The organism is Paenibacillus sp. WG02, from assembly GCF_055396115.1.
The window spans coordinates 5,795,836-5,811,755 of record NZ_AP036016.1 but is presented as its reverse complement, the minus strand read 5'-3'; the positions used below and the strand labels follow the sequence as shown (position 1 = coordinate 5,811,755).

The 15,920-nt window shown below is 48.2% G+C and carries 13 protein-coding genes; 10 read left to right on the top strand and 3 right to left on the bottom strand.

Annotated elements, in window-relative coordinates; translation table 11 throughout:
• Window positions 1-33: 33 nt before the first annotated feature.
• The 3 genes from ACBP55_RS26340 to ACBP55_RS26330 all read right to left on the bottom strand — a co-directional run bounded on the left by ACBP55_RS26340 (window position 34) and on the right by ACBP55_RS26330 (window position 2,389).
• Window positions 34-696: a PspA/IM30 family protein gene (locus ACBP55_RS26340; RefSeq protein WP_464645835.1), complete on the bottom strand. Its 663-nt coding sequence runs from the start codon at window positions 694-696 to the stop codon at window positions 34-36.
• Window positions 683-985: a hypothetical protein gene (locus ACBP55_RS26335; RefSeq protein ID WP_464645834.1), complete on the bottom strand. Its 303-nt coding sequence runs from the start codon at window positions 983-985 to the stop codon at window positions 683-685. Before ACBP55_RS26335 ends, ACBP55_RS26340 begins: the two co-directional genes overlap by 14 nt.
• Window positions 986-1,183: 198 nt before the next feature.
• The gene (locus tag ACBP55_RS26330; RefSeq protein WP_464645833.1) at window positions 1,184-2,389 is read right to left on the bottom strand and encodes a COG4705 family protein; all 1,206 of its coding nucleotides are present in this window, start codon (window positions 2,387-2,389) and stop codon (window positions 1,184-1,186) included.
• A gap of 380 nt (window positions 2,390-2,769) precedes the next feature.
• Here ACBP55_RS26330 and ACBP55_RS26325 point away from each other — a divergent pair, with 380 nt between their 5' ends.
• The 10 genes from ACBP55_RS26325 to ACBP55_RS26280 all read left to right on the top strand — a co-directional run bounded on the left by ACBP55_RS26325 (window position 2,770) and on the right by ACBP55_RS26280 (window position 15,822).
• The gene (locus ACBP55_RS26325; RefSeq protein ID WP_464645832.1) at window positions 2,770-3,729 is read left to right on the top strand and encodes an ABC transporter permease; all 960 of its coding nucleotides are present in this window, start codon (window positions 2,770-2,772) and stop codon (window positions 3,727-3,729) included.
• Between the two features lie 13 nt (window positions 3,730-3,742).
• Window positions 3,743-4,624 carry a carbohydrate ABC transporter permease gene (locus ACBP55_RS26320; protein WP_464645831.1) on the top strand — a complete coding sequence of 294 codons (882 nt, stop codon included), beginning with the start codon at window positions 3,743-3,745 and terminating at the stop codon, window positions 4,622-4,624.
• Window positions 4,625-4,711: 87 nt separating this feature from the next.
• On the top strand, window positions 4,712-5,419 hold the full coding sequence (locus ACBP55_RS26315; RefSeq protein ID WP_464645830.1) for an extracellular solute-binding protein: 708 nt from the start codon (window positions 4,712-4,714) through the stop codon (window positions 5,417-5,419).
• Complete coding sequence (locus ACBP55_RS26310) at window positions 5,416-6,348, top strand: type 2 periplasmic-binding domain-containing protein (RefSeq protein WP_464645829.1); 933 nt, start codon at window positions 5,416-5,418, stop codon at window positions 6,346-6,348. Before ACBP55_RS26315 ends, ACBP55_RS26310 begins: the two co-directional genes overlap by 4 nt.
• A gap of 82 nt (window positions 6,349-6,430) precedes the next feature.
• Complete coding sequence (locus tag ACBP55_RS26305; RefSeq protein WP_464645828.1) at window positions 6,431-8,680, top strand: glycosyl hydrolase family 95 catalytic domain-containing protein; 2,250 nt, start codon at window positions 6,431-6,433, stop codon at window positions 8,678-8,680.
• Window positions 8,681-8,898: 218 nt separating this feature from the next.
• Window positions 8,899-11,229: a helix-turn-helix domain-containing protein gene (locus ACBP55_RS26300; protein ID WP_464645827.1), complete on the top strand. Its 2,331-nt coding sequence runs from the start codon at window positions 8,899-8,901 to the stop codon at window positions 11,227-11,229.
• Window positions 11,219-12,793, top strand: a complete 1,575-nt coding sequence (locus ACBP55_RS26295) for an extracellular solute-binding protein (protein WP_464645826.1) — start codon at window positions 11,219-11,221, stop codon at window positions 12,791-12,793. Before ACBP55_RS26300 ends, ACBP55_RS26295 begins: the two co-directional genes overlap by 11 nt.
• A gap of 212 nt (window positions 12,794-13,005) precedes the next feature.
• A complete protein-coding gene (locus ACBP55_RS26290; RefSeq protein ID WP_464645825.1) occupies window positions 13,006-14,526 on the top strand; it encodes a 7TM diverse intracellular signaling domain-containing protein in 1,521 nt (506 codons plus the stop codon).
• A 7-nt stretch (window positions 14,527-14,533) separates the two neighbouring features.
• A complete protein-coding gene (locus ACBP55_RS26285) occupies window positions 14,534-15,124 on the top strand; it encodes a sensor histidine kinase (protein WP_464645824.1) in 591 nt (196 codons plus the stop codon).
• A complete protein-coding gene (locus ACBP55_RS26280) occupies window positions 15,121-15,822 on the top strand; it encodes a response regulator transcription factor (RefSeq protein WP_464645823.1) in 702 nt (233 codons plus the stop codon). The genes ACBP55_RS26285 and ACBP55_RS26280 overlap by 4 nt, the downstream gene beginning before the upstream one ends.
• Window positions 15,823-15,920 lie beyond the last annotated feature (98 nt).

Here is a 15,920-nt window from a genome sequence, read left to right as displayed (position 1 = left end):
TTGGTACTAGTGTTGAAAAGTAAATAAAATAACCTATTTTCTCTCAGCTTTAAGCCGCTCCAGCTCCTGCTGCACCTCATTCTTGAAAAGGGTATTCGTTCCAGCCGAAGCGGAATTGTGAAAAATCCGATCGACCTGAGCGTCTGCGGAGGCTCTCGCTTCCATCTGCCACACCTTCTCCTCCATTCTGGAAAAACCTTTTCGAACGGTATCCGCATCCACGGAAGCGACGACACGGTTCAGGTTTTGCATAGCCCGAGCGCCATTTGCCCTGGACATTAGAAACCACTTTTGGCTTTGCAGCTCATCGTACAGCGCCTTCGAAGTATGGAGCGATTCTTGCAGTATAGCGATTTGTTGCTTAACAGTCTGATACTGCTCTTGATACACGTGGAGCCTCTTTTCGCAAATGAGCTTTTCTTCAATGGCTAGTTGTGCGATCGTTTCATCATTCCGATCGAGCGCGAGATTAGCTTGTCGAACACGTTTTTCGATGATCTGCTCAAGCTCGCTGATTAACGCTTCAAACTTGCGCTCAGCGATCAACTGATTCGCGAGTGCGTTCTTGGCGGTGGTGATTTGTTCCTCCAGCTCTCTCAGGTATTGCTTGATCATGTTGATCGGATTTTCCACTTTATCGAGCACCTCATTGATATCGGCCAATGCAATGTCTTTTACTCTTTTAAAAATTCCCATTTGGTTTCTCCTCCTTGTGAATGTTGCGCTCCCATTCGTCTAACAGGCTAGCCCTTTGACTTAAAGGCATTTGATAGTAAACCGGCGGTGTGGAAGCATCGAGATTTGTAAACGAGTTCTGCTTATGTGTTCTTAATCTTCTCCACAATAAATATCCAATGAAAACGACGACAAGCATCAGTAGGATGCTCAGAAACGGCCATCCATGAAAGCCGTGGTGCATGCCTTCAAAGGAGTCGCCTTTGAATTGGTGCCAATTTTCCGAGCCTCGTATTTGCCTTTCTCCCATCTCTCAATCCTTCCTCTCTATTGTTTTGCTTACACTTAGAAGTATAGGCTTGTTTTCTTAAGGATAAGTGAAAGCCAACTGAAACTTAATTGAAAGGTTGCTGAAAATACGCTGAATATGCTGAGTTCCTTAAGATCAAATGGGTTCAATAAAAAAGCCGCTTTCCCTTATATGGGGTTAGCGGCTTTAAAGTATTGGTTAGTTAAGAACGTTAAGCAATGCTTCCAGAGACGTTTTACATCCTTCAGCGTCTTGATGGACAGCACGTAGTTGTCTCAATACCTTATCAATGGCATTATCAACCTCAGTCCACTTCTTCGGGGTCTTTGGCTTAAGCCGAGCCTGAGCGTCGTCCCAAGCCGTCTCCAATTCAGTAACATGTGTTTTAGCGGCGGATAAATTTCCGGCTTGCACAAGACTTAGCGTATCTTCCGTAATTTTCCGGAAATTAGTTAAATCCTCCTGTGGGAAGGTTTGCTGGACGGTGCTGGCCGAATCCCCTTGCGGCAGGGCATCCTGGAGACTAGCACTACGCCAAAAATAGCCTGTTCCGGACGCGAGAACCATGATAGCTATAACGATTGCAACTTGCCAGCGAACGGCGAACGGTTTTGGAATAGTCGCTTCCATTTTTGGTTTTGCGATCAAATCTCGCTTGGTGACAGAAAGGAAAATGACTAACAGCAGAATCGCTAATATGAATATTGCGCTTGTAATAGTTGCACCTAATCCCAACCCGCCGTCAGTTTGTGCTTGTGAAAGGAAGTCACCGAGCGAAGCACCCAAAGGACGCGTCATGATATAGGCAATCCAGAATGCTAACACAGAGTCAAGCCCGATTCGCCAAGCTGCTGTCATGGCGGCAATGACTGCAAGTACTATGACACCAGTTATAACGTAACCAAGGCCAAGGCTCTGTGCCATTAGGTCACCGGACGCGGTACCCAGTGCAAAGGTGAAAAGGATTGTTAACCAATAAAAGGATTCTCTTCGTTTAGTGAAAATTGAATGGATAGAAAGTGTTTTCTCCTTGGCGTACCATAAGATAAAGGTCAATACCAAGACTACACTGAAAGCTATCGTACTCACTTCAAGAGGGACACCCATGTTGTCTGTCAGAATGTCTGTAACAAGTGTTCCAAAGATACTAATTAAGAATACAGTCAACCAATAAATGCTCGGAATATATTTCTTTGCTTTAAATTGAAAGAAGATTGCAACAAGTAACAAAGCGCCCATAACAATGGAGGTACCCGTCAGACCAAAACCTAGATTAACGTTTAGGAAATCGGCCGCGGTCTCACCAACTGTGGTACATAAGATTTTTATGATCCAGAAATAAATGGTGACCTCGGGAACTTTGCTTAATAAGGTTTTAGTATCATTTGTTTTGATCGTTTCCATTGTACCTTCTCCTTTTAAAGATTTTTTTATACAGGAATATTCCATTGAATAATCCTTTTATCTCCCCATAATTGCTATAGTACATGCTTCACATTAAAAAATAATGAGAGTGTATTTTAACTTTCTTCCGAGTCAGCAAAAATGGAACGAGCTAATAGCAACACCTAACAAATTTTATATCATCAAACCTAACGAAATGATGATGATCTAATGATTTATCCATTGCGCGGAGAATAGGTGTCGTCTATCGTTGGTTACATGGCGGACATTTCAAGCAAAGTTATTTCCAATTCGGATACTTTGCGATGAGTCCCAAAGCTTGTTCTATCCGGGCCCCGGTACAGGCTGGCTTTTAAAACGAAAGGGAGGGCGATTGCCTCATGAATCAGCCGGTATCAGCCAACATAAAGCATGAAGCGCGTCCCGGCAATCACGGACAGAGCCGCTTTTTACGTGAGTATTGGCGTCATAAGTATTTGTATTTGATGGTACTGCCCGGCTTTTTGATTGTGCTTGTATTTGCCTATTTTCCGATGTACGGGGTGCTGATCGCATTCAAAGATTACAACGTGGCCAAAGGCATATGGGGAAGCGATTGGGTCGGATTCAAATATTTCAAAGAATTTCTGAACAACCCGATGGCGCTGCGAACCGTTAAAAATACGCTAGTGCTCGGCATTTACGGACTCGTATTCGGGTTTCCGGCCCCGATCGTCCTGGCGCTGCTTCTTAATGAAATTCGGGCGCTCGCTTTCAGGAAATTCTTGCAAACGGTTTCTTATTTCCCTCATTTCATCTCCACCGTTATCATCATTGGGATGATTAAGGAGTTTACGTCGCTTGATGGCTTGTTCAATTCGATTACAGGGTTGTTCGGCATGGAACCGATCAACTATCTGACGGAGCCGTCTTATTTCCGGACGCTGTTCGTCGGTTCAGGTATTTGGCAGGGCATCGGTTGGGGGACGATTCTTTACTTGGCTGCGCTCAGCAATGCCGATCCGACCTTGTACGACGTCGCATCGATCGACGGAGCGAACCGCTGGCAGAAGACAAAGCACATTTCCATTCCGACTATTTTGCCGACGACAATTATTTTGTTCATTTTGTCCGTAGGCGGCATCCTTAGCACTGATTTCATGAAGGTGCTGCTCATGTACAACCCCAGCACGTACGAAAAAGCAGACGTCATCGGCACGTATGTGTATCGGATCGGTTTGGAAGGCGGACGTTTCGAATATGGTGCAGCCGTCGGCTTGATACTCTCCGTGGTGTCCTTCCTGTTTGTCCTGATAACCAACCGCATGTCCCGCAAATTTTCGGAAACAAGTTTATGGTAGGTAGGTGAGACGCGTGCATGACAAACAAAAGTTAGGATCGCGGTTGTTCGACGCGGCCAATTACGGGTTTATGCTGCTGCTTGTGGTGGTTACGGTTTATCCGCTGCTCAATGTCATTGCGATTTCGTTCAGCAACGCGGATTTTATTTCACTCGGGCAAGTTTCGTGGTACCCGAAAGGGTTCAATGTCAAAGGGTATGGGGTCATTTTCGACAACCCAATGCTCTATATCAGCTACAAAAATACGGTGCTGTACGCCGGGGTGGGCACACTTTTGATGCTATTCCTGACATCGATGATGGCGTATCCGCTCACGGTTTCTGATTTCCGATTGAAAAAGGCTGTCACTATTTTTCTGGCGATTACGATGTTTTTCAGCGGCGGGATGATCCCGACTTACTTGATCATGAAAGAGCTGCATTTGCTAAATACGTTCTGGGTCATGGTCGTCCCCGGCTGCATCAGCGCGTATAACGTCATCATTTTTCGAACGTTTTTTCAAAACATCCCATCCGAGCTTCGAGAGTCGGCTTATATGGACGGCGCCAGCGATTTGACCGTGCTGTTCCGCATTTATCTGCCTCTTTCCAAGGCGCTGCTCGCCACCTTCGCGCTATTTACGATCGTCTCGCATTGGAATGAATGGTTTAATGCGCTTATTTATTTGAAAGATGAGAACAAATATCCATTGCAAATGTTTTTGCGCAGCATCATCTTTACCCAGCAGGAAGGGCAGAGCGGGCAGGTGAGGGATATGATCCTGAACCGGCAAATCAACCCGAAAAATATCCAGATGGCAGCGATCGTCATCACGATGGCGCCGATTCTGTGCATGTATCCGTTCGTGCAAAAGTATTTCATCAAAGGCGTTATGCTCGGCTCGATCAAAGGGTAGTCGATCTTACAAGCATCTCCCGATCTAGTGGTCGGAGAAAGCTTAGAGATATGGATTCATTTTCATCAAATCAAAGGGGGAATTCATGTGAAAAAATCAATGACTAAGCTAGTATCAGCTATCCTCTTAACAACTGTGTTCCTAAGCGGTTGCGGAAGCGATTCAGGTAAAGATGGTTCAACAGCGTCGCCGTTGGCAAGCGATTCAGGCAGTAAGACCGCCACTGATGTGAAGGAACTGAAGCTGAAGGTCGTTATCCCGCATTTTGGCGGCGATCCGAAGGGCACAATCGTGCAGCAGGAGTTCGAGAAGGAAATCGAGAAGTACTTGGGAGCCAAAGTGACGATCGAGTGGACGCGCATTCCGTGGGGCGAATATAAGGAGAAAACGCAGGTTATGCTGACAAGCGGCGATATTCCGGATATTATGCTCGTGCGCGATCAGGATAACATCATTAAATACGGCGAGCAGGGCTTGTTCCTAGACCTTTCCAAGTACATGGACAAAATGCCCAACTATAAGCAGTACATCACCGCCACAGATAATAACGAGCAATATTTGATGAATAAAAATAAGCAGCTGTTTGCGTTCTACGACGGCTTCTCGAATCCGTCGGATATCGAGCCCAGCCAATACGCAGCCGCATATCGCCTCGACATTTTCGAGAAAAACAACATGAAGGTGCCGACTACGCTGGACGAAATGTACGATGCAGCCAAGAAGCTGAAAGCGCTTTACCCGGACTTTATCCGGTCGCGCAGAGCGAACAGTATTTGGGTTACGACGGCATTTTGAACGCGAATCATACGAACGGCGAAATTTACTGGAACGGCAAACAGTACGTTTATGGGCCGACAGAAGAGGCGTACAAGGAGTCGTTGATTTTCCTGAACAAGCTTTATACGGAGAAGCTGCTCGATCCGGCCTTCTGGTCGGATGAGATGGATCAGGCGAAGCCAAAGGCGTCAACCGGCAAAACGTTCATGTACCCGCTGATCTGGTCCGGTTATGTAGCGGACTTCAATGCGAATAAAGAAGCCGGCGTCAAATGGGCGCTTTCGATGAACGCTGATAATCCGAAATACGGGAAATCGTGGAAATATGGAAGCGATCCTAAAGGAAAAGGGCTGAGAAACGGTTATGGCCTTGTTATTTCGGCAAAAGCCAAAAACCCGGAGCAGCTCGTGAAGCTGGTCGATTATCAATACAACGACAAAATGATCGATCTCTTGATGTGGGGAATTGAAGGCAAATCATACGAAATGAAGGATGGCAAGAAACAGTACCTGCCGGCATTGAAAAGCTCGGCTGACTTCGTAGGCGAACTGGCGAAAATGGGCGTATCGGCATCTATGCGCACCCGTCCGGGCATCGTGTTCACGCCGCAGGAGCGGATTGCCGTGTACACCTCGATTCCGGATGTGCTCTTCTATAACAGCGGCAAAGCGCAGATGGAAAACTATTATATGGCTTCTGACAAATACGGCGGCAAAGAATCAATCGCCCCGATGGACCGTGCACCGAAGATCATGTTGACGAAGGATGATAACGATCGCATCGCCAATACGATGACACCGGTCAAAACATATGTCAAAGAATCGGCCGTCAAGTTCATTAAGGGCGAGACGAGCTTCGCCGATTGGGACAAATTCCAAGCAACGATCAAGAAAATGGGCGACTACGAGTCGATTCTGAAGCTGCAGAATGATAAGGTCAAAAAATAATCGAGAGCTAAAGTCGGTCAATTCCTTCTATGTGTGAGTACGCATGGAGGGAGTTGTCTGCTTTTGCGGGGAGGTAAATGGGATGAACAAGCATGATCTGATATTCGATCAGCCGATCACAAGATGGGACGAGGCGCTGCCGCTTGGCAACGGATTGACAGGATGCCTGCTATGGGGAAACGGGGAGCCACTTCGGTTCAGCTTGGACCGCGGTGATTTGTGGGATTTGCGGCTGGCGCCGGAAGTGCTGGACGCCGGGTTCACCTATGCGGAAATGATCGAATGCGTTCGGCGCGGCGACCAGGAAGGGCTGCTCAGCCGATTCGACAGCATCTACGAAAAATATCCGTACCCAACTAAGCTTCCTGCCGGTCGGCTGGAGCTGCGTTTCGGGAGGCCGGCGGATCACGTGAGGAGCCATCTCGCAATCCGCGAGGCATGCGCGCATATCCTAATGGCTATTGGCGATCGTACCGTTAAGGTGGACAGCTACCTGCATGCAGTGAGCGGCCTCGGCTATATCAAAATCGGCGGTGCTCCTTTCGAGGGCGGGAGGCTGGACATTGTATCTCCGGATTACGCCGGTAAGTTGCCGCATAATTCAGCAGACCCCGTCTTTCATACGAGCCTGACCCGGCTTGGCTACCCGGCCGCCACGATTCATGAGGAAGGAGATGTACGCTGGTTTTATCAGCGAACATGCCAAGAGCTCGAATATGCCATTGTCATAGCCGAACGGCAAACGTCGAGTGACCATTGGGAAGCGGTCTATTCGATCGCTGCCAACCATGATGGCGAGCAGTGGCTGGAGAATGCCAAACGGAAGGTTATTGATGCGCTGGACGCCGGGTTTGACGCCGCATTCTATGAACATTGCGCCTGGTGGGAACGCTACTGGGGCAAGAGTTCGATCGCTTTGCCGGACGCGGAAGCAGAGAAGATGTGGTACTTGAACAACTACCTGTTCGCATCCTGCTCGCGCAAAGGTTCTCCACCGATGCCCCTGCAAGGGGTGTGGACGGCGGACGAAGGCCTCCTTCCCCCATGGAAAGGCGACTACCATCACGACTTGAATACGCAGCTCAGCTACTGGCACTATTTGAAAGCGAATCATCTTGAAGAAGGGGAAAGCTTCCTCGACTTCTTGTGGGACTTGCGTCCGGAAGCGAAGCGGTTCGCGCAAAGCTTCTTTGATGCTCCAGGCATCAATCTTCCATCTGTCATGACCCTTACCGGCGGTGCGATAGGCGGATGGCCGATGTATAGTATGAGCATCACGAACCACATATGGGTGTGTCAGGCGTTCGACCATTACTGGCTGTATACGGGCGACGGCGATTTCTTACGCGACAAAACTTATGTGTACTTCAAGGAAACGGCGGACTGCGTGCAGCGCTGGCTGACGCCGGGAGAAGACGGCAAACTGCGGCTGCCGGTATCGAGCTCGCCGGAGATTCACGACAATTCGCGTAAGGCATGGCTGGAGCCGATCAGTAACTACGATTTGGCGCTTCTTATTTATTTGTTCAGGCGTTTGCACGATTTAGCAGAAAGACTTGCTTACCCCTCCGATCTGGAAAGATGGGCGGATGTGCTTGCCAAACTCCCGGATCTTGCGGTTAACGAGCGTAACGTGCTGATGGTCAACCCGGAAGAGTCCCTCATGGAAAGCCACCGGCATATGTCTCACATGATGGCCATTTATCCGCTGCAGCTGCTTGACCGACGTGGTTCGGAGAGGGACCGCAAGATTGCCGATGCGACAATCGCTAATCTAGAAGTGCTCGGCAAGGGCCAATGGGTCGGCTATTCGTTTGCTTGGGCGGCCGCCATGTACGCGCAGCAGGGCAACGGCGAAGCGGCGATTTATCATCTGCAGCAAATGTGGCAATACACATGCTCGCCGAACGGGTTCCATCTGAATGGCGATTATAAAAAGGCTGGCGTCTGCATGTTTCATTACCGTCCGTTTACGCTCGAAGGCAACTTCGCCGCTATTTGTGCGCTCCAGGAAATGCTGCTGCATACGGACGGGCAGACGATCCGTGCGTTTCCGGCGATTCCCCGCGAATGGGCGGCAAATGACGTCGAGTTCCGCGATTTCCGCGGAGAGATGGGCGTGCTCGTCTCGGCGCGATGGCGTGCAAACCGGCTCGACTATGTAGAACTGCATGCCGAACGCGGCGGTTTCTTCCGTGTGCAGAACGATTTCACGAGCGAAAGGCTGCAAATTCGGATCGGAGATAAGATGGAGGAGCTCATTTGCGGAATGAAAGACATTTTGACAATCTCTTTGCAAGCAGGGGAGTCCTGTAAGGTTACCGTCTTGTAAGAGTTGCTTAACGAAGGCGTGGAATAATGGCGGCAAGTCTGAATATGGCTTGCCGCCATTCCTGCGCTAACCCCGCTTGCATATTTCGAACGGGAATTAGCTGCCTTAAGGATGATCATGTAATCATGATATACTCGTTTCAATAAGAAAAGTGGATGCGCTTCCAAAGTGTCGTGTTATTATGTTTGTAGGACAGTTTTCGTTTCAGGAGGGAATTCATGAGGCGACTAATTAAATCGTTTCCCCGCAAGGCTACCGCAGGTATGAAAAAAAAGACGCTGATCACGATTTTTCTGCGGTTTTTCGTTCTGACCTTGCTGCTCATGGTATCGTCTATCATGATTGCAGCGTATTCGAATTACAGGATGATCGATGACGCGAAGGAAGCGAACCACAATTATTTGCGCGCTGTTTCTTCGTCGCTTGACGGTTTGTTCAACAAAATCAAAGACAAGGGGTACAGTATCTCGTCCGATTCTAACTACCTCAATCTGATATCCATGACCGACAAATCGCAAAAAAATTACGCTTCTTCTACCTATGCATTAAGCAGCAAGCTGTACGATCTCTACATAAGCGATGACACAGTGGACGATGCCTTTATCTATTTTCAAAACATCGATACGGTGTTGGCCGGATCCGGTTCTTACGAAACCGCTTTTTACCTTAACAAATATAACCGCTATAAGGGTTATTCACAGCCGTTTTGGAACGGTGAAATCGAGAATGGGATCTTGTCGACCCTATTTCCCGCGACAGACGTTTACAGGCAGACCGGCGCGATCGGCGAGAAAAAGTACAAAACAATCGTCCCGCTTGTCCTCAATATCGAAAGCGTTGCTCATGCGCGCAGTTACATGATCGTTAACATAGACGAACAAAAAATTTATCAAATGATCGATAACATGAACATTACGAAGAAAGGCGACATCTACCTCGTCGACACGCTCCATAATCGGCTTATTAGCGCGACCAACCGCAAAATGCTAGGCGGGACATTCAACCTCGGGGAGCTAAGTTTGAATGTGAAAGATGTTAAAACGGATTCGGAAGCGTCGATTGACGGAGACAACTATATGCTGTCGTTTCAACCGTCATCTTGGAACAATATTGGCTTCCTGATTGTAACACCGAAAAAAATGCTGACGGGTCCGATCAATAAGTTCCTATACATGACGATCGGCGTTATTGTCTTGTTCATGTTGATCGGGACGATCGTTTCCGCCGTCTTCACGTTCGGCATTTATTCGCCGCTCGCGGAGATGGTCCATTATGTGAAACGTTTTGCGAAGGCGCCGTTCGAGAACGGTAAGTCCGAATACGACTATATCAAGGAGAATATAACGACGCTGCAGCAGTTTCAACAGGAAAGTCTGCCTTCGTTGTTGCAAATCTTTTTGTACCGAGCATTGAACCAGCAGCTCAATCAGGAAGATATCAAGCGGCTGCAGCAAAAATACGATTTTTTCCGCGGCGGGGGCTGCTTCGCGCTGGCTGTCGTCAGAGTCGGCTTCGCTGGAGGAAGCGAGCAAGCGGTAGCCGAGTATAAACGACAGCTTGTCACCTTAAACAAGCCGGTACTCGATATGACCGAGAACGAAAGCGTACTTTTTCTGCAGGAACAGGATGCCGGCGACGTAGATGTGTTTGTTGTGAAGCTTGAAACCATTTTGATGCAATATCAAGAAGATTGTGGGGACGAAGTAAGCTTGGCAGTCGGCGTTAGTCCGATTTTCGTGCAATTGGATCAAACGTGGAAGGCGTACAAGGATGCCTGTATGATCCTCGATATGCGCAGCGTGAGCAGCGGAGGCATCGTCTTTGGCGAGGCGGACAGCAACCCTGGAGGGGCCGGAGCTCTGATTGCGGCGGAAAAAAAGGAGACGATGCGCAAATATTTGGAGAACGGCCATGTGGAGGGCGCCGCTCATTTATTGGATCAGCTCTTCGATGGGGCGAAGAAGCAGCAAATGCCGTTTAAGGTTTTCCGGCAATTGGTGAGCGACCTACTCTATTTTGCCGTGGAAACTGTGTATTCGCGTCGTATCGATGAAGAGTCGATATTCGGCATGCCTGCCGGTGAAATGATTGCACGCGTGAATTCAATGCAAAGTCCATTGCCAATCGAAGCTCTTTGCCGCAACGTATACGAACAAGTGACGGCACATGTGCAGCAGCTTCAACAGTCGTCTCAGGCGTTAACCGGGATGCTCGACTATATTGCGGCAAACTTAGCGGAAGTGAGTTTGACGACGATCGCTGATCGTTTCGACCTGAATGCGAACTACGTTTCACAATATTTCAAGAAACATAAAGGCGTTACGTTTACAGATTACATTAACCGGCTTCGCATCGAAAAAGCGAAGGAACTGCTGCTCGATACCGATAGCACGGCGAATGACATCGGCAAGCAGATCGGCTTCAATAACGCGAACGCTTTTATCCGTATGTTCAAGAAGCTGGAAGGCACGACGCCGAACGAATACCGCAAGGGCGTCAAAGCGAATTACGTCTGCGGGGCTGAAGGGGGGATGGGTCTTGCTGAATAAAAAAAGAACAATGATTGTCGTTTCTATGTGCGCGGCGATGGTTCTTTCCTCGGCCTCCGTTACCTTCGGCAAGCGGGCATCCAGTACGGCATCCGTACCGCCAATCGTCGTCAAAGCGGCCGTCCCGTCATTCGAACGAGAGCGGGATACGCTGATCGATCGCGAGTTCGAGCGGCGTGCTCATATGAAGTTCGATTGGATTCAGTTTCCGGTTACCGAATATATGAAGCGGGTCAAGCAGTTGCTCACGACTTCGGGAGATAAACCGGATATTTTCGTCATTAACAAAGAAATGGTTCAGCGGTTCGGTCCTCAAGGGCTGCTGCTCGATCTTCGTCCTTATCTGAAGCGAATGCCTAATTTACAGCGATGGATGGACAAGTATCCGCAAATTATCGACAGCATCGTCTCCGAGGATGGCAAGCTTTACGGCATCGACGGCTTCAACACGTATGGGCAGATGCCCATCGGCTATTTGCTGCGTGAAGACATTTTTTACCGTAATGGCATGCTGCTGCCCAAAACATTCGACGAGCTGTACGATTCGCTGAAACGGCTCAAGCAAATTTACCCCGATTCGAAGCCGATTTCAAATCGTTGGGGGCCGGATCACCTGCTCGATAACTTTTTCATGGCTTATCATACGCAAAGCGGCATTTATTTCAATAACGATGAGTTGACGTTTAAGTTTGGGCCGATTGAGCCCAACTTCAAAAAGGCGGTCGAATTGGCCCACAAATTCTACGAAGCCAAATTGATCGACCCCGATTTTGCAACCGATTCTGATGCTCAATTTTTTGAAAACATTACGAAGGGCAAGACCTTCGCTTTATTCGGCGAATATTTTACAGAAATGGACGGGTGGGTAGAGAAAGGGAAAAAACAAGATCCGTTATTTAGCTTGAAAGCTGTGCAGCCACCGTTCACTGAGAACGGTCTGCAGGCACTCCTGCCGGTACAGTATGCAAATTCGCAAGGAGATTGGGTGATCGCCGTCAATGCGCATTCAAACCATACCGATGAACTCATTCGGCTGCTTGATTATCAATATTCCGATGAGATGATGGAACTAACGAATTGGGGCATCGAAGGGGAGACGTTTAAATGGGTGAACGGGGAGCGTAAATATGCTGTAAAGCTGCAGACGAAGCTGAATTCGACGGGGACGGTAACCCCTGAACAGCTAGGCGTGGACGGACGCACGGGCATCTGGCCACCCTACGATCAGGATGCGGAGTATGCGAGAAAATGGGGGGCCGTCGGGCTTGAAGCGCAGCGATTGTATAATGATAACTCGAGCCGATTCGGGTTTTTCTCGGGGCCGTCCGTCTCCTTCAATCAGGACGAAATGGTTGAGATCACGAAAGTCATGACACCGCTCACTAAGCTTCGGACCGAGAAGTTGATTAAATTCGTGACCGGAGAGCTCACGATGGACACGGATTGGAATTATTTTCAGGAAGAATTAGAAAAGTTGGGGGTCGGACGGGTGCTTGACATGTACCGCTTAAAATATGCGAAGCTGCCGGACGAACGGAAAAAGCTGAATACGATGATTAAATAAGCGGATCATGCATGAAATGCGCATACCGATTAATCTGCTGAATGGGAAATTATGGAATATGTCGATTTTAAGCGAAAATTGTTGAAAAATCGTGTATGCATGGCAGCTCCTCGAAGGAAAAGAGCCACTCTTGAAGAATATATTTAGTGACTATACCCGTTTAAGCGGACTTAAACCAAAAGGGTCATAAATGATTGTGAGAGAGAGACCGTATGAGAAAACCATTTTACAAGGTATATGTACTGCTACTTGTTTTCATATTTTCTGTACTGCTTCCTGGCGCATCTGCTTTAGGCAAAAGCTCTCAGCCCGAGGCGGTGAAAGGCATTCTCGATTTGTCTGAGTGGAATTGGGAACACAGCGGGCTTGCCAAGCTGGATGGCGAGTGGGAGCTGATCTGGAGCCGACTTTTGACGCCAGATGATTTTGCTCACAGCTCGTACAGCAGTTCTCCAACCTATGCGCAAGTGCCAAAGGAATGGAAAGCTTTGCGGGTGGACGGCGGGCAGCTGTCAAACCAAGGATACGCGACATACCGTCTGCTGATTCGTACAGACTCTGCCGACAACGGTAAAGATATGGGGCTCTATGTCCCGAGTGTTGCGACGGCCTATAAACTATGGATTGACGGAAGGCTGGCAGCTGAGAACGGTGTTGTCGGGACGAGCAAAAAGGATATGGTTCCAGCCAACTTTCCGAAGCCTGTATTTTTCCATTTACAGGGCAGCCAGACGGAGCTTGTCATTCAAGTCTCCAATTTTGTGCAGCGCAAAGGCGGTTTGTGGGAAGCTTTTCGTTTAGGTGAATCGCAGGAAGTGATTTATGAGCGGGAGAAGGAGATGACTTCTCAACTGCTGATCGTCGGCAGCTTGTTTACGATGGGGCTTTACCATATGGGTCTCTTCTTGGCACGCAGAAAGGATAAGTCGCCGCTAGTTTTTGGATTGTTTTCCTTTGCTATTGGGATTAGGACGTTGGTCACCGGGCAAACGCTAGTTGCTTACCTGTTTCCGCACATTTCCTGGGAAATACAGGTTCACTTCGAATATTTGTCGGCGAGTTGTAGCATGATCATGTTCGCCTTGTTCGTCTATTACCGGTATCCCGCCGAAATGCGCAAAGGATTGCGCAACCTGTTCGTTGGGGTGCTATTGGCATACAGCCTGTTCGTCCTTGTAACACATGCGTCCGTTTATACCTACACGATGCTGTATTTTCAACTTGTTATTCTTGTGTTGATAGGCTACGCTCTCTATGTTTTTGTGCGAGCTTTCATTCGCAGAAGAGAAGGGGCTCGCCTCAATATGGCAGCGGTGGTCGTGTTCTTAGTCTTTGCGCTGAACGATGTCCTTTTTGACAATCGGATTATTGCTAACGGATATTTGGTGCAGCTTGGTATGCTATTTTACGTTTTCATGGAGTCGGTTAACTTGTCGCATCAATTTTCAAAGTCGTTCGCGCGTGTTGAAACGTTATCTGCACAATTGCAAGAGTGGAACGAAATGCTGGAGGAAAAGGTGCAGGAAAGAACGGAGGCATTGGAAAAAACCAACGAGAGCATGCAAAGGGTCAATAAGGAATTGGTCAAAATGGAGAAGTCGCGTCGACATATGTTAACTAATATTTCCCATGAACTGGGAACGCCGCTAACGCTCATTCAAGGCTATGTGAAGGCGGTTTTGGACCGAGTAGACGAAGATAACCACGATCGGTATTTGCGGTCTGACTTATGAAAAGACGTTGATCTTAGATCGCATCATTGGCGACTTGTTCGAACTGTCGAAGTTAGAAACAGGCAAAATCCGCTTTGACTGTCAAGCGGTTGCCCCAGCAGCGTATATTCGCTCGCTCTATGATAAATACGAGCTGTCTATCAAGCAAGAAGGATATAGCTTTGAATTTATTGATCATTCTGCTTCTGCTGCACATAGAGGGGTCCTCGTATGGATTGACGTGATGCGAATGGAGCAAGTCGTTACAAACTTGTTGTTCAACGCGCGGAAATTTACTCCCTCTAGTGGATTCATTCATCTTATCGTCGAGCAGTCCGGCTCCCAGGAGAAGGGTGACTTGTGTGTAAGGGTCACTGTTCAGGATTCCGGAAGAGGAATTGACGAGGAAGATTTGCCGTTTGTTTTTGATCGCTTCTATAGAGGGAAGGAATCCAGCAAGAACAGCTCGACCGGAACAGGTCTCGGGCTGGCGATTTGCAAAGAGATTATTGCCCATCACGGCGGTACGATTGAGGTGGAAAGCAAGGCCGGCAGCGGAAGCGCGTTTACCTTTACACTTCCAGTTATGAGCGATATGGAGGGGGAGCTAGGCGCATGACGAAGGTAGCGAAAATAATGATTGTCGATGATGAAGAGGAAATTCGGGGACTGATCGCCCTCTACTTGCGAAATCACGGATTTCAGGTGGTCATGGCGAAAGACGGGAGCCAGACGCTTGCGCTACTTAAGCAGGAAAAACCAGATTTGATGGTGCTAGATATTGTGCTTCCCGATACGGATGGCGTAGAGCTGTGCAGGCGGATTCGCGAACACTCGGATATACCGATTGTTTTTCTGAGCTGCAAGCGGGAGGCAGACGATATTATTGCAGGACTCGATACCGGCGGGGACGATTATATGACGAAGCCGTTCGATCCGATGGTACTCGTCTCTCGAGTTAAGGCGAATCTGAGGCGGGTGGCAGCTGGTCAAAAACGAGACAAGGAAGACATGCTTATCACATGCGGTGAATTGCAGGCAAATTTGCAGAGCTTGGAGGTCCTGGTGAAGGGAGAGCTTATCGATTTGTTCGCCAAAGAGCGGCAGCTATTGCTTTTTCTAATGCAAAATCAGAACCAAGTGTTTAGTGCGGAACAGCTGCACAAGCAGGTGTGGGGTTGGGACAGCTTCAGCGACGAGCGGACGGTTATGGTGCATATTAGCAATTTGCGCAAGAAGATTGAATCTGATTCTGCAGCGCCCAAGTACATTCACACGGTTAGGGGCTTTGGCTATAAATTTTGTTCGGATGTATAAGTTTTTATTTGAAGTAGAGCGATTATTCCTTGCGAGGAATGTCGTTTTTTTTGTTTTTTTTAACAGTTTTTAAACTTGGGTTGATACAATCGTAACTT